At 59.5% G+C, this 19,539-nt stretch carries 20 protein-coding genes; 6 read left to right on the forward strand and 14 right to left on the reverse strand.

Going from position 1 to position 19,539, the window contains the following annotated elements; genetic code table 11:
- Nucleotides 1-149: 149 nt before the first annotated feature.
- The 9 genes from msrQ to mrcB all read right to left on the reverse strand — a co-directional run bounded on the left by msrQ (nt 150) and on the right by mrcB (nt 9,966).
- Nucleotides 150-770 carry a protein-methionine-sulfoxide reductase heme-binding subunit MsrQ gene (msrQ, locus tag H045_RS16620; RefSeq protein ID WP_003234981.1) on the reverse strand — a complete coding sequence of 207 codons (621 nt, stop codon included), beginning with the start codon at nt 768-770 and terminating at the stop codon, nt 150-152.
- On the reverse strand, nt 770-1,783 hold the full coding sequence (msrP, locus tag H045_RS16625) for a protein-methionine-sulfoxide reductase catalytic subunit MsrP (protein WP_003234983.1): 1,014 nt from the start codon (nt 1,781-1,783) through the stop codon (nt 770-772). The genes msrQ and msrP overlap by 1 nt, the downstream gene beginning before the upstream one ends.
- Before the next feature lie 63 nt (nt 1,784-1,846).
- A complete protein-coding gene (gene pssA, locus H045_RS16630) occupies nt 1,847-2,704 on the reverse strand; it encodes a CDP-diacylglycerol--serine O-phosphatidyltransferase (RefSeq protein WP_003234985.1) in 858 nt (285 codons plus the stop codon).
- 143 nt (nt 2,705-2,847) lie between these two features.
- Complete coding sequence (gene ilvC, locus H045_RS16635) at nt 2,848-3,864, reverse strand: ketol-acid reductoisomerase (RefSeq protein ID WP_003234988.1); 1,017 nt, start codon at nt 3,862-3,864, stop codon at nt 2,848-2,850.
- Nucleotides 3,865-3,910: 46 nt separating this feature from the next.
- The gene (gene ilvN / locus H045_RS16640; RefSeq protein WP_003176102.1) at nt 3,911-4,402 is read right to left on the reverse strand and encodes an acetolactate synthase small subunit; all 492 of its coding nucleotides are present in this window, start codon (nt 4,400-4,402) and stop codon (nt 3,911-3,913) included.
- A 2-nt stretch (nt 4,403-4,404) separates the two neighbouring features.
- Nucleotides 4,405-6,129 (reverse strand): acetolactate synthase 3 large subunit, encoded by a 1,725-nt coding sequence (locus tag H045_RS16645; protein WP_015372957.1) that lies wholly within the window; start codon nt 6,127-6,129, stop codon nt 4,405-4,407.
- Between the two features lie 431 nt (nt 6,130-6,560).
- Complete coding sequence (locus H045_RS16650) at nt 6,561-6,890, reverse strand: YqcC family protein (RefSeq protein ID WP_003234990.1); 330 nt, start codon at nt 6,888-6,890, stop codon at nt 6,561-6,563.
- Nucleotides 6,890-7,624: a tetratricopeptide repeat protein gene (locus tag H045_RS16655; RefSeq protein WP_003234991.1), complete on the reverse strand. Its 735-nt coding sequence runs from the start codon at nt 7,622-7,624 to the stop codon at nt 6,890-6,892. The genes H045_RS16650 and H045_RS16655 overlap by 1 nt, the downstream gene beginning before the upstream one ends.
- A 17-nt stretch (nt 7,625-7,641) precedes the next feature.
- Complete coding sequence (gene mrcB / locus H045_RS16660) at nt 7,642-9,966, reverse strand: penicillin-binding protein 1B (RefSeq protein WP_003234992.1); 2,325 nt, start codon at nt 9,964-9,966, stop codon at nt 7,642-7,644.
- A gap of 119 nt (nt 9,967-10,085) precedes the next feature.
- On the opposite strand from mrcB, the gene H045_RS16665 reads away from it, so the two are divergent.
- The 3 genes from H045_RS16665 to H045_RS16675 all read left to right on the forward strand — a co-directional run bounded on the left by H045_RS16665 (nt 10,086) and on the right by H045_RS16675 (nt 12,544).
- Nucleotides 10,086-11,642, forward strand: coding sequence for a bifunctional aminoglycoside phosphotransferase/ATP-binding protein (locus tag H045_RS16665; protein WP_015372958.1), 1,557 nt, complete (start codon nt 10,086-10,088; stop codon nt 11,640-11,642).
- 92 nt (nt 11,643-11,734) lie between these two features.
- Nucleotides 11,735-12,079 carry a pentapeptide repeat-containing protein gene (locus tag H045_RS16670; protein ID WP_003234994.1) on the forward strand — a complete coding sequence of 115 codons (345 nt, stop codon included), beginning with the start codon at nt 11,735-11,737 and terminating at the stop codon, nt 12,077-12,079.
- A gap of 192 nt (nt 12,080-12,271) precedes the next feature.
- The gene (locus H045_RS16675) at nt 12,272-12,544 is read left to right on the forward strand and encodes a TfoX/Sxy family protein (protein ID WP_003234995.1); all 273 of its coding nucleotides are present in this window, start codon (nt 12,272-12,274) and stop codon (nt 12,542-12,544) included.
- A 226-nt stretch (nt 12,545-12,770) separates the two neighbouring features.
- Here the strand turns inward: H045_RS16675 and H045_RS16680 are convergent, their stop codons facing one another.
- The 3 genes from H045_RS16680 to H045_RS16690 are packed head-to-tail and all read right to left on the reverse strand — an operon-like array spanning nt 12,771 to nt 15,450.
- Entirely contained in the window at nt 12,771-13,538 is a 768-nt protein-coding gene (locus H045_RS16680; protein WP_003234996.1) for a heme ABC transporter ATP-binding protein, read from the reverse strand.
- A complete protein-coding gene (locus H045_RS16685) occupies nt 13,538-14,575 on the reverse strand; it encodes a FecCD family ABC transporter permease (RefSeq protein ID WP_015372959.1) in 1,038 nt (345 codons plus the stop codon). Before H045_RS16685 ends, H045_RS16680 begins: the two co-directional genes overlap by 1 nt.
- Nucleotides 14,572-15,450, reverse strand: coding sequence for a heme/hemin ABC transporter substrate-binding protein (locus H045_RS16690; protein ID WP_003234998.1), 879 nt, complete (start codon nt 15,448-15,450; stop codon nt 14,572-14,574). The genes H045_RS16685 and H045_RS16690 overlap by 4 nt, the downstream gene beginning before the upstream one ends.
- A 156-nt stretch (nt 15,451-15,606) precedes the next feature.
- Between H045_RS16690 and H045_RS16695 the strand changes: the two genes are divergently transcribed.
- Nucleotides 15,607-15,924, forward strand: a complete 318-nt coding sequence (locus tag H045_RS16695; protein ID WP_003234999.1) for a Rieske (2Fe-2S) protein — start codon at nt 15,607-15,609, stop codon at nt 15,922-15,924.
- Here H045_RS16695 and sfsA read toward each other — a convergent pair.
- Together sfsA and H045_RS16705 are read right to left on the reverse strand one after the other, a co-directional pair.
- Complete coding sequence (sfsA, locus tag H045_RS16700; protein WP_003235000.1) at nt 15,921-16,634, reverse strand: DNA/RNA nuclease SfsA; 714 nt, start codon at nt 16,632-16,634, stop codon at nt 15,921-15,923. The genes H045_RS16695 and sfsA overlap by 4 nt on opposite strands.
- Entirely contained in the window at nt 16,634-17,806 is a 1,173-nt protein-coding gene (locus tag H045_RS16705; RefSeq protein ID WP_003235001.1) for a pyridoxal phosphate-dependent aminotransferase, read from the reverse strand. The genes sfsA and H045_RS16705 overlap by 1 nt, the downstream gene beginning before the upstream one ends.
- 318 nt (nt 17,807-18,124) lie before the next feature.
- Here H045_RS16705 and dksA point away from each other — a divergent pair, with 318 nt between their 5' ends.
- Complete coding sequence (gene dksA, locus H045_RS16710; RefSeq protein WP_003235002.1) at nt 18,125-18,568, forward strand: RNA polymerase-binding protein DksA; 444 nt, start codon at nt 18,125-18,127, stop codon at nt 18,566-18,568.
- A gap of 82 nt (nt 18,569-18,650) precedes the next feature.
- The gene (gene gluQRS / locus H045_RS16715; protein ID WP_015372960.1) at nt 18,651-19,538 is read left to right on the forward strand and encodes a tRNA glutamyl-Q(34) synthetase GluQRS; all 888 of its coding nucleotides are present in this window, start codon (nt 18,651-18,653) and stop codon (nt 19,536-19,538) included.
- Nucleotide 19,539: the final 1 nt, after the last annotated feature.

Raw genomic sequence — 19,539 nt, forward strand, 5'->3', positions numbered from 1 at the left:
GCACTATCAACTCCTTCTGGGCTTCGATGACCTGAAGCAACTCGCTGTCGAATTCTGCGTAACTACTTGTTTACCAAGGAGTTTTCCGTTTCGACTGCGCCGGAAGTGGGGCGAATTATAGACTTCCAGGATTTGCCGTCAAGCGCTAATTACACTTTTGTTGCAGAAACTGGCTTTTTCTCAATAAGCCGCGGAAGGCGGCGCATCACTGGAGGAATTCGCAGCACCAGAAGCACCGCCCCTATAGAAGCATAGATAGCCCACTCCTTCAGATCTGCGCGCGCGATCCATAACATGTGCAGCAACCCAAGCCCAAGAACCCCATACACCAGCCGGTGCAGTTTCTTCCAACGACTCCCCAGTCGACGCTGGCTATAGCGATTCGATGTCACCGCAAGCACCAGCAAACCCAGAAAGCCCAAGGCCCCTACAATAATGTAGGGCCGCTTGCGCAACTCAACACCCAATTGCGACCAATCCAACCCCAGCACGAACACGCAATAAGCTGCCAGATGAAGCACCACGTAAGCAAAACACCATAGACCCAATTGCCGCCGCACGGCTATCCACCCCGCCCAGCCGCTCAGTTTTTGCAGGGGCGTCATGCACAGGGTGATCAGCAACAGAATCAAGGTGCCCAGGCCAAGCCGATCAACCAGGACTTTGCCCGGGTCCGGACCGAGCGCAGAACTCCACGCCTCATATAGCCAGAATAATGGCCATATACCCGCAGCTATAAAGACGCTGATGCGCCAGATGGGATAGCGCATCAGTAGTTCTTCCGCAAATCCAGGCCGGTATAAAGAGAAGCGACCTCATCTGCGTAGCCGTTGAACATCTGGGTCTCCCGAACGTTAGGACTGAACAGACCGCTCGGCAGCCGCCGCTCCCGGGCCTGTGTCCAGCGTGGGTGGTCAACCGTAGGGTTCACGTTCGCATAAAAGCCATACTCATCGGCCGCGATACTCTGCCACGTTGTTTTAGGCTGCTCGCTCACCAGACTGATACGCACAATGGATTTCACGCTCTTGAATCCATACTTCCAAGGCACCACCAGGCGCAACGGCGCACCATTTTGATTGGGCAACTCACGCCCATACATGCCAACGGCGAGAATCGCCAGGGGGTTCATCGCCTCATCAAGGCGCAACCCCTCTACATAGGGCCAGTCGATCAGGCCGAAATTCGAGCGCTGCCCAGGCATGCTTTTTGGGTCTTGAAGGGTTTCAAAACGAATGTACTTGGCCTTGGACGTAGGCTCGACCTGCTTGAGCAAGGCCGAAATTGGAAAGCCAATCCACGGAATGACCATCGACCACGCCTCAACGCAGCGCAGACGGTAGATTCGTTCTTCCAGTTGGTAGGGTTTCATGAAGTCTTCCAGAGCATAGCGCCCCGGCTTGCCGACCTCACCATCGATCACCACGCTCCACGGCTCGGTCTTGAGTGAGCCCGCATTATTCGCCGGATCGCCCTTATCGGTACCGAATTCATAGAAATTGTTGTAGTGGGTCGCGTCCTTGAACGGTGTGATGGCTTCGTCTTTGACGGTCACCGCCTGCCATTTCGCATCTGGCAACTTGTCGGCAAACCAGCTCGGCGCCCTGCCCGGCTCGACATCGGCATAGCGCGCCGCGTCTTCGGCACTGGCCCAGCGCGGCAAGCTAGCTGCAGCCATACCGGCAAGTGCGCCGCCAAGTATGCTGCGGCGAGAGAGGTAAAAGGATTCAGGCGTGACATCCGATTCGTTGCAATCGGACGCTTTAGGCAGTTTTATTAACATGGCAACTCCGCAGCATTGGAGAACAGATACACCAATAGACTGCGGAGTATGGGGGAAATTACATTAAGACAACGTTTTGTCCCGACGCATATGCAGCAAATACTGAACCGGCCCGGAAGCGGCGTAGACCAGGAAGGCCAGCAGCAAGATGCGCGGCGGATCGCTGAACACCACAGCAAACACCAGCACCACTACCAGGATTGCCACGAAAGGCACCCGGCCCTTGAGGTCAAACTCCTTGAAGCTGTTGTACTTGATGTTGCTGACCATCAGCATGCCGGCAGCCGCAACCATCAGCGCCACCAGGAACGACATTTTCGAACCCTGGATGCCGTAGTCACTGAACGCCCACACAATGCCCGCGACCACACCGGCAGCCGCCGGGCTGGCGAGGCCGATGAAGTAGCGTTTATCGGCAGTGCCAACCTGCGTATTGAAGCGGGCCAGGCGCAACGCGGCACCTGCCACATAGATGAAGGCAACCATCCAGCCCACCTTGCCCATGTCACCCAGCGCCCAGGCAAATGCCAACAGTGCGGGCGCCACACCAAAGGCGACCATGTCAGACAGCGAGTCGTACTCGGCGCCGAAGGCGCTCTGGGTATTGGTCATTCGCGCTACACGGCCATCAAGACCGTCCAGCACCATGGCCACGAAAATGGCGATGGCAGCGAAACCGAAATACTTGCTGGCACTTGCCGCGTCACCCGCCGCCAACGCGCTCTGGGCGCTCATGGAATTGATGATGGAATAGAAGCCGGCAAACAGGTTCGCGGTGGTGAACAGGTTCGGCAGCAGATAGATGCCACGATGCCGGACCTTGCGGCCTTCAGCGTCATGCCCTTCCTCGACATGTTCATCGATGGGCAGCATGCTTTCGGCGTCGTAAGCCTGGTTTGGCTCTTCGGGACGTTCGCTCATGGACTTTACCTTGCAACGGTGTGAAAAAATTCGACAAACACTTGCGGCGAGTGTTCGCCCGCAAACGATGCAGCTTTATACCAGAACACGCCCCCAAACGAAAAAACGCGGCCTAGGCCGCGTTTTCCCTTGATGCGTACGACTTAGTTCTTGGCTTTGTCGACGATCTTGTTGGCACCGATCCACGGCATCATGGAGCGCAGTTGCTCGCCGATGACTTCGATACCGTGAGCGGCGTTGTTACGACGCTTGGCGGTCATCGAAGGGTAGCCGGTAGCACCTTCGCTGATGAACATTTTGGCGTATTCGCCGTCCTGAATACGTTTCAGAGCGTTGCGCATCGCCTGACGGGACTCGGCGTTGATCACTTCCGGGCCAGTCACGTACTCGCCGTATTCGGCGTTGTTGGAGATCGAGTAGTTCATGTTGGCGATACCGCCTTCGTACATGAGGTCAACGATCAGTTTCAGTTCGTGCAGGCATTCGAAGTAGGCCATTTCCGGCGCGTAGCCCGCTTCAACCAGAGTTTCGAAACCGGCTTTGACCAGCTCGACAGTACCGCCGCACAGCACGGCTTGTTCGCCGAACAGGTCGGTCTCGGTCTCGTCCTTGAAGGTGGTTTCGATGATGCCGGTACGACCACCACCCACGCCGGAAGCGTAGGACAGCGCAACGTTTTTGGCGTTGCCGGATGCGTCCTGGTAGATCGCGATCAGGTCAGGGATACCGCCGCCTTTGACGAACTCCGAACGCACGGTGTGGCCCGGTGCTTTCGGCGCGATCATGATCACGTCAAGGTCGGCACGTGGCACAACCTGATTGTAGTGAATCGCAAAGCCGTGGGAGAAGGCCAGGGTAGCGCCCTTCTTGATGTTCGGCTCGATCTCATTCTTGTACAGCGCGGACTGGAACTCGTCCGGGGTCAGGATCATGACCACGTCGGCAGCGGCCACGGCGGAAGCCACGTCGGTCACTTTCAAGCCGTGGGCTTCAGCCTTGGCGACGGTGGCCGAACCCTTGCGCAGGCCGACGGTTACGTCAACGCCGGAATCCTTGAGGTTGCAAGCTTGCGCGTGCCCCTGAGAACCGTAGCCGATGATGGCGACTTTCTTGCCCTGGATGATCGACAGGTCACAATCTTTATCGTAATAAACTTTCATGAGGTTCCTCTATATATCCAGGCCGTAAGGCCATTCGCTAATTGGGTTAGATGCTGAGTACTTTGTCGCCACGGGCGATCCCGGTGACGCCACTGCGTACGGTTTCCAGAATCGAGGCCGTCCCGATCGACTGGATGAAGCTGTCCAGCTTGTCGCTTGTACCCGTCAGTTGAACGGTATAAACGCTGGCGCTTACATCGACGATCTGCCCGCGATAAATGTCGGTGGTCCGCTTGATCTCGGCACGTTGGGCACCCGTGGCCTTGACCTTGACCAGCATCAGCTCGCGCTCGATGTGAGCACTTTCCGACAGGTCTACCAGCTTGACCACCTCGATCAGCTTGTTGAGGTTCTTGGTGATCTGCTCGATCACTTCATCGTGGCCCACGGTGGTCAACGTCAGGCGCGACAGCGTCGGGTCTTCGGTTGGCGCCACGGTCAGGCTTTCGATGTTGTAGTTGCGTTGCGAAAACAGGCCGACAACACGAGACAGAGCGCCGGGTTCGTTCTCCAGAAGCAGGGAGATGATGTGCCGCATGATTAAGTACGCTCCGTCTTGTTCAGCCACATGTCGCGCATGGAGCCGTCTTTGATCTGCATCGGATAGACGTGCTCGCTGGTGTCCACTTGAATATCGAGGAACACCAGGCGGTCCTTCATGGCGAACGCCTCTTCCATCTTCGGCTTCAAATCTTTCAGATCGGTGATGCGCATGCCGACGTGACCATAGGCTTCAACTAGCTTGACGAAATCTGGCAACGACTCCATGTAGGAATGAGAGTGACGGCTGCCGTAGCTCATGTCCTGCCACTGGCGAACCATGCCCAGCACGCCGTTGTTCAGGCAGACGATCTTCACCGGAAGACCGTACTGCAGGCACGTCGACAGTTCCTGAATGTTCATCTGGATGCTGCCCTCACCGGTGACGCAAGCAACGTCATCATCCGGGAAGCTAAGCTTCACACCCATGGCCGCAGGAAAACCAAAGCCCATGGTGCCCAGGCCGCCGGAGTTGATCCAGCGGTTGGGCTTGTCGAAGGTGTAGTACTGCGCCGCGAACATCTGGTGCTGGCCCACGTCGGAGGTCACAAAGGCATCGCCCTTGGTCACTTCGCACAGGGTTTCGATCACGGTTTGCGGCTTGATGATGCTGCCGTCGCCCTTGTTGTAAGGGAACAGGCCGCGATCACCGCGCCATTCGTCGATCTGCTTCCACCAACTGGCGACGAAGTCCTTGTTCGGCGTTTCGCCAATGTCCTTGAGCGCAGCGACCATTTCGGTCAATACGCTTTCCACCGGTCCTACGATCGGCACGTCGGCCTTGATGGTCTTGGAGATGGACGCCGGGTCGATATCGATATGAATGATCTTGGCATTCGGACAGAACTTGCTCGCGCCGTTGATCACTCGGTCATCGAACCGCGCGCCCACTGCCAGGATCACGTCGGCATGGTGCATGGCTTGGTTGGCCGTGTAGCTGCCGTGCATGCCAAGCATGCCGACGAACTGGCGGTCGGTGCCCGGGAATGCGCCGAGGCCCATCAGGGTATTGGTCACCGGCAGGTTGAGCAGCTTGGCCAGCTCGGTCAGCTGTGCGGAGCCGCCGCCCAGAATCACGCCACCACCGGAGTAAAGCACTGGGCGCTTGGCCGCCAGAAGCATTTCTGCCGCCTTGCGGATCTGCCCCGAGTGCCCACGCACGGCCGGACTGTACGAACGCAGCTTGGCTTTCTTCGGGAAGATGTATTCGAACTTTTCAGCCGGGTTGGTCATGTCTTTCGGAATATCGACCACCACAGGGCCCGGGCGACCGGACTGTGCGAGGTAGAACGCCTTCTTCATGATTTCCGGGATTTCCGACGCGTGCTTGATCATGAAGCTGTGTTTCACGATCGGCCGGGAAATACCGATCATGTCGGTTTCCTGGAATGCATCGGTGCCCACCATGGTGCTAGCCACCTGGCCGGAGATGATCACCATCGGAATGGAATCCATATACGCAGTCGCGATGCCAGTAATGGCATTGGTTGCGCCCGGGCCGGACGTTACCAGGACCACGCCGGCTTTACCGGTGGCACGGGCATAACCGTCAGCCATATGGGTTGCGGCCTGTTCGTGGCGAACCAGGATGTGGGTAACAGCCGGTTCCTTGAACAGTGCGTCATAAACATGAAGCAGAGCACCACCTGGGTACCCGTAGATATAGTCGACGCCTTCGTCACGCAAAAAGCGGACGAGCATCTCACCGCCAGATAAAAGCTCCACGTTGTTCACCTCTAAAACGCCAGAATACCGTCCGTTGAAAACCGACGGGTCTTAATAGGTTTACTTCTCAACAGAGCATGAGCGACGGTGGTCGCCGACTACGTCAGCACTGACTGAGCAAGTATTGGGATCGTCCCAAGTGTTGCGGGCTTTTCCCACCCAGCGCGAGGTAACGCGTTGCGGGTGTAACAGGTCGGCGCGGATATGCGCCTCATGATCTGCCGAGCGGGCCTGCTTTTGGCAGTCCCGATACAGCGGACTTTGGATTCTTCTGTTTCAGGCCGTTCAAGTCAAGCAATAATTGCGCTTTTTTCCAACTAAGCGCATGAGAACGCAGAAGAAAGGCGTTTGAGGAGGGATAAAACTCGCCTGAATGTCGTCAAGCGGTAGAAATGTGCGCAAGACTGCCGAAAAACCCGACAGCCAGGCAATTAACGAGCGTCGACGATCAATTGGTCGAACTTTTTCAGCGCATTGCGCAATCCGAGGCTTTCCCTTGGCCGATCGGCGTAAACCATCTCGGCCATCTCCAGGATCCCTGAAGCATTGGGCAATGGCAGATCCTGTTCAAGAATCTGCTTCATGCGTACCAGGAAAATCCACTGCAGCCACTGATGAAAGTCCAGGGTGTCGACTGAGAAAGGCTCGACACTGCTGAGCGCCTCCATGCTGGGGGATTGCTCATCCCACCAGCCCTGCACGCGCAATTCGCGCTCAATCAGCAATAGCTGTTCGGCAATTGCTGGAAAACGCTCATCCATCAGAGGCTGACCTTGGCTTTCTGGCGAGCCTGGGCAGCGCCAGCGGCATCGCCTTGGGCGGCACGTGCATCACCGATCAAGGCCCAGAGGCTGGCTTGCAGGTCGGGGCGACCATTGGCCAGGCTCAGGCCACGGCGAGCGAACTGCTCGGCTTGCGGCGCATCACCCTGGGCCATGCGCACTTGCGCCAGGCGATACAGCACTTGCGGCTCACGCGGCGCCACACGCTGGGCGCGCTCAAGGCTTGAGGACGCGCCGTTCAAATCGCCACCGGCCTGCTGTTGCTGGGCGGTGGTGAGCAAGGCCAATACCGGACCATCCAGTTGCTCGTCAGCAGACAGGCCGCCGCCAGCGGAGGACGACGGAACACCACTGGGCGTCGACGGCATGCTGTACGACCCTTGATTGATCGGCGCGGCCTGTACCGGCGCTGTGTCGATCGGTGCGGAGCTGCTCGGGCCGGGCGTCCACGGCTCGGCATTGATCGGCGCCGCAGTGGCTGCGCCGCTGCCCGGCACCATCACCACCACACCCGAATCCTGCGGCATTGCCTGAGGTTTGGCCTGCGCCGGACGGTTGGTCACCGTCTGGCGGAACCCGCCATTGGCCGAGATGCGGTCATTGCTGGAAGCGTTGCTGCTCGCATCCACCACGGGAATCGAGCCGCGCTGCACGCTGGAGCAACCGCCCAGCAAGGCCAGGACGGTAATAGCTGGAATCCACAACTTGTTCACTTGAAACCCTCGTTTGCTTAATGCATCCAGCCCTTGACCCAATCCATCACCGAATCCGCATCCGCAGGCGCACTGCCACCGCATGCCGGACCGGGTGGTGGCTCACTGCCGCGAATATACGGCATCTGTACTGCGCCCGGACAATTGGCATCGGAACCTTGCCCACTGTGCGGATCGATCCAGGCCTGAACGATGTTGTCCGGCTGCGGCATATTCAGCGGCAGCGGGTCGGCCTTGCGCATGAAACTGGTCCACACCTGCAACGCGCCGGTCGCGCCGGTGAATGGCGTTTTTCCGTTATCGTCACGGCCCAGCCACACCACCGCCAGCACATCCTGGCCGAAGCCGGCGAACCAACTGTCGCGCGAATCGTTACTGGTACCGGTCTTGCCCGCCAGTGTCAGGTTCGATGGCAGGACTTTATAGACCGAGCTACCGGTGCCTTCACGCATCACGCGCTGCATGGCGTTCTGGATCAGGTAGATGGAGCCTGCATCGAAGCGTTGCTGAATCTGGAACGGGTAACGCTTGAGCGGCTCACCGTCGGCCGTCAGTACGCTGCGAATCCCGCGCATTGGCGTATTGAAACCGCCGTTGGCGAGGGTCTGGTACATGGTTGCGACTTCCATCGGCGTCATCGCACCCGCACCCAGCAGGATCGACGGGAACGCCGGGAATTCACGGGTGATGCCCAGCCGCGCGAGCGTTTTGAGCACGCTCGGCACGCCCACTTCCAGACCCAGCCGCGAGGTGGAGATATTGTAGGAGTGCGCGAGCCCCTGATAGAGGAACACCGTGCCATGGGAGCGTCGGTCGAAGTTCTGCGGCGTCCACACCTGACCGTCAGCCCCTTTGACCGATAACGGGTCATCGGAGAGCCAACTGGTAAGGGTGTATTTGCTCGGTTTTTCCAATGCCGTGAGGTAGACCGCCGGCTTGACCAGCGAGCCAATCGGTCGCACCGCGTCCAGCGCGCGGTTGAAGCCAGCAAAACTGGCCTGACGGCTGCCGATCATGGCCTGGACTTCACCGGTTTCCGGGTTGGTCACGACCATCGCTGCTTCCACTTCATCGGAGCCTTTACGCCCGGTAAGGCGCTTGAAAGTGTCGTTGACGGACGCTTCGGCTTTCATCTGCAGAATCGGATCAAAACTGGTGAAGATGCGCAGACCCTCTTCGGTCAAGTCTTCGTCGCGGTAGTCTTCACGCAACTGGCGTTTGACCAGGTCGATAAAGCCGGGGAAGGAACTGTCCGCCAGCTTGCCGCGAGTCGTGACGCCCAAGGGCATCTTCTTGGCTGCGGCGACCTGTTCAGCGGTGGCGACGCCCTGCTGTTCCAGCACATCCAATACCAGGTTACGACGCTCCAGCGCGCGCTCCGGGTTGCGACGGGGATTGTAATAGGAAGGGCCCTTGACCATGCCCACCAGCAAGGCGACTTGATGCAGTTTCAATTCGGACAGCGGTTGGCCAAAGAAGAACTGACTGGCCAGGCCGAACCCGTGCACTGCGCGCTGGCCATCCTGGCCGACAAATACCTCGTTGAGGTATGCCTCGAGAATCTCCTGCTTGCTGTAGTGCAGCTCCAGCAGCATGGCCATCATGGCTTCGGTGAGCTTGCGGGTCAGACTGCGCTCACTGGTGAGGTAGAAGTTCTTGACCAATTGTTGCGTAAGCGTACTGCCGCCCTGGGTCATTTTGCCGCCGGACGTGTTGATCCAGATGGCACGCGCAATTGACTTCGGTGAAACGCCCCAGTGGCTGTAGAAATCGCGATCTTCTACGGCGACCAGGGTTTCCAACAGGTACGGAGGCACTTGATCGAGCTTGATGAGGATGCGGTCTTCCAGGTTTTTAGGATAAATCCCACCGATCATCAGCGGTTCAAGGCGCACCACCGGCAGCTTCGAGCCATTGAGCGACGACAGCTCGGCCACATAATCACCGGAAAAGCGCACGCGAACCGGCTGGGCTTTTTCCAGCCCTTCATAGAACTGGAAGCCGCGCGTGTTCAGGTCGACAGTATTGCCGCTGACGGCCGCAGAGCCCGGGCCGTTACTCACAGGCTCGCGGCGATAGCCCAAGGCATCGAGTTCAGTGAGGAAGTCGTCCTTGCTCAGCTTCTGGCCGGTGAACAACTCCAGCGGGCGGGCGTAAACCTTGGCCGGAATGGTCCAGCGCTTGCCAGAGAATTTCTCCTGGACCACCGCATCGAGGTACACCGCGAAGCCGGCGAGCACGACCAGGCCCACGAGGCCGAGCTTGAGCGCCCAGCCGAGCCATGGGCGCAGGCCACGGGAGGGAGGTTTTTTACGGGAACGGGGAGATCGGGATCGAGTCATGGCGGCGGATTATACGCACTTTATTTGATGATCAACATGAGCCGGACAGCGGTTTGCACGACCGTCCGTAGCGGCCATAATGCCCGCCATGAATTTTTCCAGACTCTGAAGGATCGCCCGTGAGCCAGTCCCTGATCGCTGCCCTGCAAAACCCGGCGTTGTATCCGCACCCGGTTGAAGCGTTCCACGTCATTGAGACCCATATTTCGTGGGTCATCCTCACCGGTCCCTACGCTTATAAACTGAAGAAACCGATGAACTTCGGCTTCCTGGATTTCACCGACCTGGAAAAACGTGGTCACTTCTGCAATGAAGAACTGCGCCTCAACCAGCGCCTGACCAAAGATTTGTATCTTGAGGTGTTGCCGATTACCGGCACTGCCGAATCCCCAAGGGTGGGCGGCGACGGACCGGTGATCGAATATGCGCTAAAAATGCGCCAGTTCCCTCAAAGCCAGATGCTCAGCACCCTGCAGGCCAATGGCGAACTGACCAGTGCACACATCGACGAGATGGCCAGGCAAATCGCGCACTTTCACCTCACTGCACCCAAAGTCCCACAGGAACACCCTGCTGGTACGCCGGACGAAGTGATGGCGCCAGTGCGGCAGAACTTCGAACAGATTCTTCCTTTCCTCAGCGACAAGGCAGACCTGATCCAGCTCGAAGCGCTGCAAGCCTGGGCAGAAAGCAGCTTTGACCGCCTCAAGCCACTGCTGGCCCAGCGCAAGGCCGAGGGTTTTACCCGCGAGTGTCACGGTGATATCCACTTGGGCAACGCCACCGTGATTGATGGCCAGGTGGTGATTTTCGACTGCATCGAGTTCAACGAGCCGTTTCGTTTCACCGACGTGTACGCCGACACCGGCTTCCTCGCCATGGACCTGGAGGACCGTGGGCTCAAGTCCCTGGCACGGCGCTTCATCAGCCAGTACCTGGAGCTGACGGGCGACTATCAGGGACTGGAAGTGCTGAACTTCTACAAGGCCTATCGCGCGCTGGTACGCGCCAAGGTCGCGCTGTTCAGCATGCCGAGCGAAGCAAGCCCGGTGCAACGCGCCACCACGCTGCGCCAGTACCGCAATTACGCCAACCTGGCGGAAAGCTACAGCACCATTCCGTCGCGCTTTCTGGCGATCACCCACGGTGTGTCGGCAGTGGGCAAGAGCACCGTCAGCATGCGTCTGGTCGAAGCACTGGGCGCCGTGCGCCTGCGTTCGGACGTTGAGCGCAAGCGCCTGTTCGGTGAGCAGCAGGTTGAAAACGCGCCACAGGCGGGCATCTACGCTGCCGATGCCAGCACGAAAACCTACGCGCGCCTGAACGAAATCGCCGACACCGTGCTGCGCGCCGGCTTTCCGGTGGTGCTCGACGCAACCTTTCTGAAACGCGAGCAACGCGAAGCCGCCGCCAAGGTCGCCGAAGCAACAGGCGCGCCGTTCCTGATTCTCGATTGCAACGCACCACAAGCCGTTATCGCCAGCTGGTTGGCGCAGCGTCAGGCAGACAACAACGATCCTTCCGACGCCACGCTTGCGGTTATCGACGAACAGCACGCCAATCGAGATCCCTTGACAACCGAGGAGCTGATCCTCAGCCAACGTGTCCAGACCAATGAAAGCGGCACGTTGGATGCGCTGGTGGCGCATATCCGGCAGCGCTTGCCGGGCCTGTAAGAAAAGTTTCTTGGTCGTGTCGTCGGCTTCGTCGCACGACCACGAAATAGTGGCACTATAATGGCCTACAACCTCCAGCCGGTATTGCCATCATGAGTCAGCCGAAGCTTCTCGATACCCCGCTCTACTCGCTTTTGCATAAAGACGATATTCGCGGCTTCAATCAGGAGCGCCCCAAGGATGGCGTGATCGACATGCGCGGTGGCGACTTCCGTGGGCTGGACCTGCGCGAGCTGGATACCACCGGCGTGGATTTCACCGACGCGTATTTCCGCTCAGCCGATTTGCGTGGCCTGGATCTGCGCGATTGCCCGCTGGAGGGCGCAAGCCTGGCCCACGCGCAGATCTCCGGGACTTATTTCCCGCCGCAATTGACTGCCGATGAGATCCTCATGTCGGTCAACTTCGGAACGCGCCTGCGCTATCACACCAAGTAACCCAAGCCCCCTGGTCCGGCTGCGTATAACGCGTGGCACGGACCCTGCCGTCAACATTTTCGCGCCATTCTTATAAGCGTTTGGCCGTTTTTTCGTAAAGAATCACGCTTTTCCTACTGAGCGCTACACTCCTTTTCAGGCCTGCCTGGTCACGATACCCACCGCACCATTCGGCCGTCGCAAGGAGGCTTGATGAACGATGAGCTGCAACTCCTGAAAAATCTTGGCAAGACGTCGGCGCAGTGGCTGCATGCGGTGGGCATCCACAGTGCGTCCGACCTGCGCCGCCTGGGCGCGGTCGATGCGTACCGCGCCGTGCGCACACGCGGTTTCCGTGCCTCGAAAGTACTGTTGTATGCCATTGAGGGAGCGTTGATGAATGTTCACTGGAACGACATTCCTGCTGAACGCAAGGAAGCGTTGAACCGCCAGCTGGACGCAATTGCCGCTCGCCAGAAGAATTGATTTGCGGGGCTTTTTCGAACAAGCGTTTGAGGAAAACATAACGGCGTTCAAAAACAGCTGTTGACTCTCAAATGAGAATCGTTATGATTATCACAACTGGTCGCGAGATCAGCCGATAACTGAAAGACCATTGGTTCGGACTCTCAGATTATCTCCTCATCAGGCTAATCACGGTTATTTGACCCGGCTCTTGCCGGGTCTTTTTTTGCCCGTAAAAAAGTACGCGTCAGCGCGCAATGATTAACGGGTGCCCACGTTCCGGGTGCGGCTGCACCAATACATCAAGACCAAATACGGCTTTGAGCGGCCCGGGCTGCAACACTTGCAGCGGTGTGTTCAACGCATGAGGCCGCCCGTCTTCGAGCAGCAGAATCCGGTCGCAATAGCGTGCGGCCAGATTCAGGTCATGCAGAATCACCAGCACCGCAGCGCCTCGGTCGGCAAAGGTGCGTATCGCCTGCAAGACCGTGTGCTGATGCAGTGGATCAAGCATCGACGTCGGCTCGTCCAACAGCAATGTCTGCCCCGTTTCACCCGGCCATAACTGCGCCAACACCCGCGCAAGATGCACACGCTGACGCTCGCCGCCGGACAGCGAAAGATAGCTGCGGCCAATCAAGTGCCCGACATCCGCCGCCTGCAACGCGGCCTCAATGATTTCATCATCACGCACCCGTCCGGTTTGATGGGGCAGGCGCCCCATGCCAACCACCTCTTCGACACGAAAGGCAAAATCCAGGGTCGATGACTGGGGCAGCACGGCCAGGCGCTGTGCGCGTTGCGCGCCGCTCCAGTGTTTCAACTCCTGCTGGTCCAGCCACACCTTGCCCTGGTCGGGCTGCAACTCACCGCACAACGCGCCGAGCAAGGTGCTTTTGCCGGCACCATTGGGGCCCAGCACGCCGATTACCTCGCCCGACAACAGCGCCAGCGTGACATCCGCCAAGACAATTTTGCCACCCCGGCGAACCTGCAGCGCCTCTACTCGCAGCATCAGGCGCGCCCTCGCAACAATAAATAGAGAAAAAACGGCGCGCCGATAAACGCCGTCACAATCCCAATCGGCAATTCAGCCGGCGCCAGCGCCAGCCGCGCAACAAGATCGGCGAACAACAGCAGGCTCGCACCGGCCAATACCGAGGCGGGCAGCAACACCCGATGATCGGGGCCGGCCAGCAATCGCACCAAATGGGGCACCACCAACCCGACAAACCCGATCATCCCCGCCGCCGCCACCGCAGCGCCTACGCCGAGCGCCGTGCAGAACACCAATTCACGCTTGAGCCCTTCGACATCAATGCCCAGGTGCCCAGCCTCGGATTCACCCAACAACAGCGCATTCAACGCTTTCGCTCGGCGCGGCAACCACAGCGCCACCCCCGCGCTCACCAGCAGCAACGGCCACAACCGAGAATAACTGGCGCCGTTCAGGCTCCCCAGATTCCAGAAGGTCAAGGTGCGCAAGGTGGCGTCGTCCGCCAGATAAGTGAACAGGCCCACGGCAGAACCGGCCAGCGCCGTCAGAGCGATGCCGGCCAGCAACATGATCGCCACATTGGTCTGACCGTTTCGCCGACCCAGGCGGTAAACCAGCGCCGTCACGCCCAGACCGCCGATAAATGCGCACAACGACAACAGATAAGGGCCGACTGCATCCGGTAGGCCGCCAAACAACGAACCGCCGACAATCGCGACCGCCGCCCCCAACGCGGCACCGCTGGACACCCCCACCAACCCGGGATCGGCCAGCGGGTTGCGAAACAGCCCCTGCATCGCCACGCCCGACAGCGCCAGCACGCCACCGACCGCCAGGCCCAGCAAGGTGCGCGGCAAACGGATCTGCCCGAGGATCAGTTGCGCCTGCTCCAACCCTTGAGGGTCAATCGGCAATCCCATCAAACGCAAAGCGGCCCTGGCCGTATCCAGCAACGGCAGGCTGACAGGGCCAAGGGCCAACGAAAGCCAGATCGCCAGGACACATAACAATGCCAAGCCAATAAACAGCGTTTTGGGTCTGACCAGCGTGGTCATGGGGCGGATTCAGCCTGAGACGGATAAAACTCGACAGACAGTTTCATCAGAGTTTGTGGCAGACGTGGTCCGAGCCCACCCACCAACAGCGTCGGGTCCAGCTCAAACACCCAGCCATTTTTGGCGGCAGGCGTAGCGGCCAGGATCGGATTTTCCTTGAACAACGCCGTACGCGCCGCGTCGCCGGTCAGCGCCCGATCAGCAAACACCAGTACATCCGGGCTCAAACCCGCCAGCGACTCGGTCGAGAACGGTTTGTAACCGGTGTGGGTCGCCAGGTTATGACCGCCCGCCTGTTGCAACAGCCAGTCTGCCGCCGTGTCCTTGCCGGCGATCAGCGGCTTGCCCCCTGCGTGACCGAGCAGCAGCAACACACCCGGTGCCTTTTGCATGGCCTGCGCCTTGGCGATCGCGCTTTTCTGCTGATTCAGCGCCTGCTCGTATCCGGTAAACAATTGGCGAGCCTTGGCCTCATTGCCCAGCAATTTCCCCAGGTGCTCAAGGTTGCCCTTGAGTGTCGGCAAATCCGGCTGTGCGGAGAACATCTCCACCTGGACACCCGCACCCCGAACCTGCGCCAATACCGGCGGCGGGCCCATTTCTTCGGTACCGATCAATACCTGCGGGCGCAAGCTCAGAATGCCTTCAGCCGACAATTGCCGCTGATAACCGATACTGGGTAGCGCTTTGACTGACTCGGGATGCTGACTGGTCGTATCCACGCCCACAAGCTTCGACTCGCCGCCCAGGGCGGCCACCCATTCGGTCAGCGCACCGCCGGCACTCACCCAGCGTTGTGGCGGTTGCGAGGCGTGCGCCCCAGGGTTGACCAGCAGTCCGACAACAAGCGCAATAGCGCTGGTACATAGGCGCATAACAGGGTTTCCTTCAAGGGGCAAAGCCGCTCCAGCACGCAATGATGTGACAGATAATTGCTGCCGGGCATCGTACTGAGCGCAAGATCAACTGACGGATGAAGCCGGCATTTGATAATTGTTTGCATTTACACGTCAAGGCACTTGAGGATTGAAATGAAGTTCGTCTGCCCCTCCCATACCCTCGCGCCCGACAGCAGCCTCGGTTTTGAAATAGACGGTTGCAAGCTGTTGGCCGTGCGCCGCGATGGCATCGCCTACTTCTACATCAACCGCTGCCCTCATCGCGGCATCCCGCTGGAATGGCAGCCTGATCGCTTCCTCGACGAGAGCGCCAGCCTGATCCAGTGCGCCACGCACGGTGCGCTGTTCCTCATCGAAAGTGGTGAGTGCATCGCCGGGCCTTGCGCAGGTCAAAGCCTCACGGCCCTGCCCGTCCGCGAAGACGAACACGGCCTGTGGGTGCAATTCTAGTCGCCGAGCAACACCTGGAGCTTGCGGTCCACTACGATTTCTTCGTGGGTCACGCGCACACCATAGGCCAGCACCTCGACACCCGCCGCCTTGGCCTCACGCAAAGCGTCAGCGTAGCCGGCGTCAATCTCCACGGCAGGGCGCACCGCTTCGATCCCGGAAAGATTCACGCAATACAGCTGTACCGCACGCACCCCGCTGCGAGCCAGGTGCGCCAGTTCGCGCAAATGTTTCGCGCCACGCTGGGTCACCGCGTCGGGAAACGCCGCCACCGCCGAGCCGTCGAACCCCAAGGTGACACTTTTGACTTCGACATACGCCGCCCCCTCCGGGTACTCAAGGCGAAAATCGATCCGGCTTTTCTCCTGGCCGTAAGGCACCTCTCGCTTCAGCGCAGTAAAGCCGTTGAGCTCGCTGATCACTCCGGCGCGCAGCGCTTCCTCGACCAATTGGTTGGCCCGCGCCGTATTCACGCACGCCAGCCGGCCCTGTGGTGTCTCGGCGATTTCCCAAGTGCCGGGCAACTTGCGCTTGGGGTCATCGGAGCGACTGAACCAGACTTGCCCGCCCTCGACCATGCAATTGAGCATCGAACCGGTGTTCGGACAGTGAATAGTGAGTAACTCGCCGGTAACGGTTTCGATATCGGTAAGAAAACGCTTGTAGCGGCGAATCAGTCGCGCTTCTTCAAGGGGAGGATAAAAGCGCATCAGCCTTGCCAGCTCCGCAAGCCACGGGCGATGCGCTCCACCGCCTCCTGCAGGCGATCAAGGTTCTGCGTGTAGGCAAAACGCACGTGATGACCGGCCTGGTAGCGGCCAAAGTCCAGCCCGGGCGTAAATGCCACGTGTTCGGTCTCCAGGAAATGTCGGCAGAACGCGAAGGCATCGCCGCCGAATGCGCTGATATCGGCATACAAATAGAACGCCCCCTCCGGTTCCACCGCAATACCAAAACCAAGCTCACGCAGCGCCGGCAGCAGGAAGTCACGGCGGCGGCCGAACTCGGCGCGGCGCGCTTCCAGAATGCTCAGGGTTTGCGGCGTAAAGCAGGCGAGCGCGGCATGCTGGGCCATGCTCGGCGCACTGATGTAGAGGTTTTGCGCCAGTTTCTCCAAATCCGCCACCGCATCGGGCGGCGCCACCAGCCAACCGAGGCGCCAGCCGGTCATCCCGAAATACTTGGAAAAACTATTCAGGACAAACGCCTCATCATCGACTTCCAGCACGCTGGCGGCATCGATGCCGTAGGTCAGGCCGTGATAGATCTCATCCACCACCAGATGCCCGTTGCGCGCCTTGATTGCCTTGGACAGACCGGCCAGTTCGTCCCGCGTGAGCAGGGTGCCGGTCGGGTTTGCCGGCGATGCGACGAGGGCGCCCACGCTGTCCTGGTCCCAGTGCTTGGCCACCAACTCGGCGGTCAGTTGATAACGCACGTCCGGGCCGACCGGCACCAGTTGGGCTGCACCTTCCACCAGGCGCAGAAAGTGTCGATTGCAGGGGTAGCCGGGGTCGGCCAACAGCCAGTGCTTGCCAGGATCGACCAGCAGGCTGCTGGCCAATAACAGGGCGCCGGAGCCACCGGGTGTAATCAGAATGCGCTCAGGATCTACGTTCAATCCGTAGCGCTGCTGATAAAACCCGCTGATTGCCTCACGCAACTCGGGCAACCCACGGGCAGCGGTATAGCGTGTCTTGCCATTGGCCAGCGCGGCCTGGCCGGCCTGAATGATAGGCTCGGCGGTGGTGAAATCCGGCTCGCCGATTTCCAGGTGAATCACATCCAGACCGGCCGCCTGCAGCTCATTGGCTCGTGCCAGCAACGCCATGACATGAAACGGTTCGATGGCGCGGCTGCGCGCACTGTAGGGCTGGGCCATTAGCCTTCCTTAAAGCGTGAGAACAAAGTCAGGATTCTACCGAACCCTTGCGTTAATACATGCTCTATCGCCTGTTCGGCCGCCCCACATGGGCCAGCACGTGCCAGCAAAACGACTAAAATCAACCTTCGAGGCGCTCCACGCCTAACCATGGCGGGCTGCAGCGGTTGGCAGCCCTGTCGAGATGCCTCGACAACCGGGAGTGGCGCACCCCGAATCTATCTGGTAAGTTCGCCCGCTTGCAGCCGCAGGGCCGGCAGGTGTCGGTGACGTTGCAATCCTGCGCAATGGATTAGAAGAGTGAGAGGCGGTCTATTCATGTCCACCCAAGCAAAGCAACAGCAGACTCAAGGCCTCGGCGGCTTCGACCCTTATGTGGAAAAAAAGGGCGAGGAGTACATGGGCGAGCCCATGCGCGAGCACTTCACCAAGATCCTGAACAAGTGGAAACAGGACTTGATGCAGGAGGTTGATCGTACCGTTGACCACATGAAGGACGAAGCAGCCAACTTCCCTGACCCGGCCGACCGTGCCAGCCAGGAAGAAGAGTTCGCTCTGGAGCTGCGCGCCCGTGATCGCGAGCGCAAGCTGATCAAAAAGATCGACAAAACGTTGCAACTGATCAAGGACGAGGAATACGGCTGGTGCGAATCCTGCGGCGTCGAGATCGGTATTCGCCGCCTGGAAGCCCGCCCAACCGCAGACCTGTGCGTAGACTGCAAGACCTTGGCTGAAATCAAGGAAAAACAGGTCGGCAAGTAATTCCTGCCGAACTGAAACGAATGGGGCGTGCAAACGCCCCATTTGTGTATCTGGCGTTCCTGTTTCCAGTAGTATCCGGCCCATGACAGCCTCTACCTATATAGGGCGTTTCGCCCCCACGCCCAGCGGCCACCTGCATTTCGGCTCCCTGTTCGCCGCCCTTGCCTCCTACCTCGACGCCCGCGCCAACCACGGCCGCTGGCTGATGCGCATGGAAGACCTCGACCCTCCCCGCGAAGAACCCGGCGCCCAGGCCGCCATCCTGCATGCGCTGGAAAGCTATGGCTTCGAATGGGATGACGATCTGGTCCGACAAAGCGAACGGCACGACGCCTACGCCAAGGTGCTGAACGACCTGTTCAACCATGGCCTGGCTTACGCGTGCACCTGCTCACGCAAACAGCTGGAACCCTACAACGGGATTTACCCCGGTTTGTGCCGCAACGCCGGTCACGACCAGCAGGATGCAGCGATCCGCCTGCGCGTGCCGGAGCTTGCCTACCATTTTACTGATCGCGTTCAGGGTGAATTCCGACAGCACCTGGGTCGCGAGGCTGGCGATTTCGTCATCCGCCGCCGCGACGGTCTGTACGCCTACCAATTGGCCGTGGTACTCGACGATGCCTGGCAGGGTGTGACCGACATCGTGCGCGGCGCCGACCTGCTCGACTCCACGCCGCGCCAGCTGTACCTGCAGGAGCTGCTGGGCCTGCGCCAGCCGCGCTACCTGCACGTGCCGCTGATCGTGCAGCCGGACGGCAACAAGCTGGGTAAATCCTACCGTTCACCGCCACTGACTCAGGACCAGGCCACGCCGCTGCTGCTGCGCGCCTTGCGCGCCCTCGGCCAGCAACCTGGTGACGAACTGCTTCACGCCAGCCCACGGGAACTGCTGGACTGGGGCATCCGGCACTGGGATCCGCTACAGATTCCGCGCACGCTTACCCTGGCCGAAGCGCAATTGAGTTGAA

It is taken from the genome of Pseudomonas poae RE*1-1-14 (genome assembly GCF_000336465.1).
GTDB lineage: Bacteria > Pseudomonadota > Gammaproteobacteria > Pseudomonadales > Pseudomonadaceae > Aquipseudomonas > Aquipseudomonas poae.

Coding starts and splice junctions, on each gene's coding strand:
- sfsA (WP_003235000.1), bottom strand. CDS start 16,634: ATGCGCTTTTATCCTCCCCTTGAAGAAGCGCGACTGATTCGCCGCTAC.
- gluQRS (WP_015372960.1), top strand. CDS start 18,651: ATGACAGCCTCTACCTATATAGGGCGTTTCGCCCCCACGCCCAGCGGC.
- ilvC (WP_003234988.1), bottom strand. CDS start 3,864: ATGAAAGTTTATTACGATAAAGATTGTGACCTGTCGATCATCCAGGGC.
- dksA (WP_003235002.1), top strand. CDS start 18,125: ATGTCCACCCAAGCAAAGCAACAGCAGACTCAAGGCCTCGGCGGCTTC.
- pssA (WP_003234985.1), bottom strand. CDS start 2,704: ATGAGCGAACGTCCCGAAGAGCCAAACCAGGCTTACGACGCCGAAAGC.
- mrcB (WP_003234992.1), bottom strand. CDS start 9,966: ATGACTCGATCCCGATCTCCCCGTTCCCGTAAAAAACCTCCCTCCCGT.
- msrP (WP_003234983.1), bottom strand. CDS start 1,783: ATGTTAATAAAACTGCCTAAAGCGTCCGATTGCAACGAATCGGATGTC.
- H045_RS16670 (WP_003234994.1), top strand. CDS start 11,735: ATGAGTCAGCCGAAGCTTCTCGATACCCCGCTCTACTCGCTTTTGCAT.
- H045_RS16680 (WP_003234996.1), bottom strand. CDS start 13,538: ATGCTGCGAGTAGAGGCGCTGCAGGTTCGCCGGGGTGGCAAAATTGTC.
- ilvN (WP_003176102.1), bottom strand. CDS start 4,402: ATGCGGCACATCATCTCCCTGCTTCTGGAGAACGAACCCGGCGCTCTG.
- H045_RS16685 (WP_015372959.1), bottom strand. CDS start 14,575: ATGACCACGCTGGTCAGACCCAAAACGCTGTTTATTGGCTTGGCATTG.
- H045_RS16695 (WP_003234999.1), top strand. CDS start 15,607: ATGAAGTTCGTCTGCCCCTCCCATACCCTCGCGCCCGACAGCAGCCTC.
- H045_RS16690 (WP_003234998.1), bottom strand. CDS start 15,450: ATGCGCCTATGTACCAGCGCTATTGCGCTTGTTGTCGGACTGCTGGTC.
- msrQ (WP_003234981.1), bottom strand. CDS start 770: ATGCGCTATCCCATCTGGCGCATCAGCGTCTTTATAGCTGCGGGTATA.
- H045_RS16675 (WP_003234995.1), top strand. CDS start 12,272: ATGAACGATGAGCTGCAACTCCTGAAAAATCTTGGCAAGACGTCGGCG.
- H045_RS16705 (WP_003235001.1), bottom strand. CDS start 17,806: ATGGCCCAGCCCTACAGTGCGCGCAGCCGCGCCATCGAACCGTTTCAT.
- H045_RS16650 (WP_003234990.1), bottom strand. CDS start 6,890: ATGGATGAGCGTTTTCCAGCAATTGCCGAACAGCTATTGCTGATTGAG.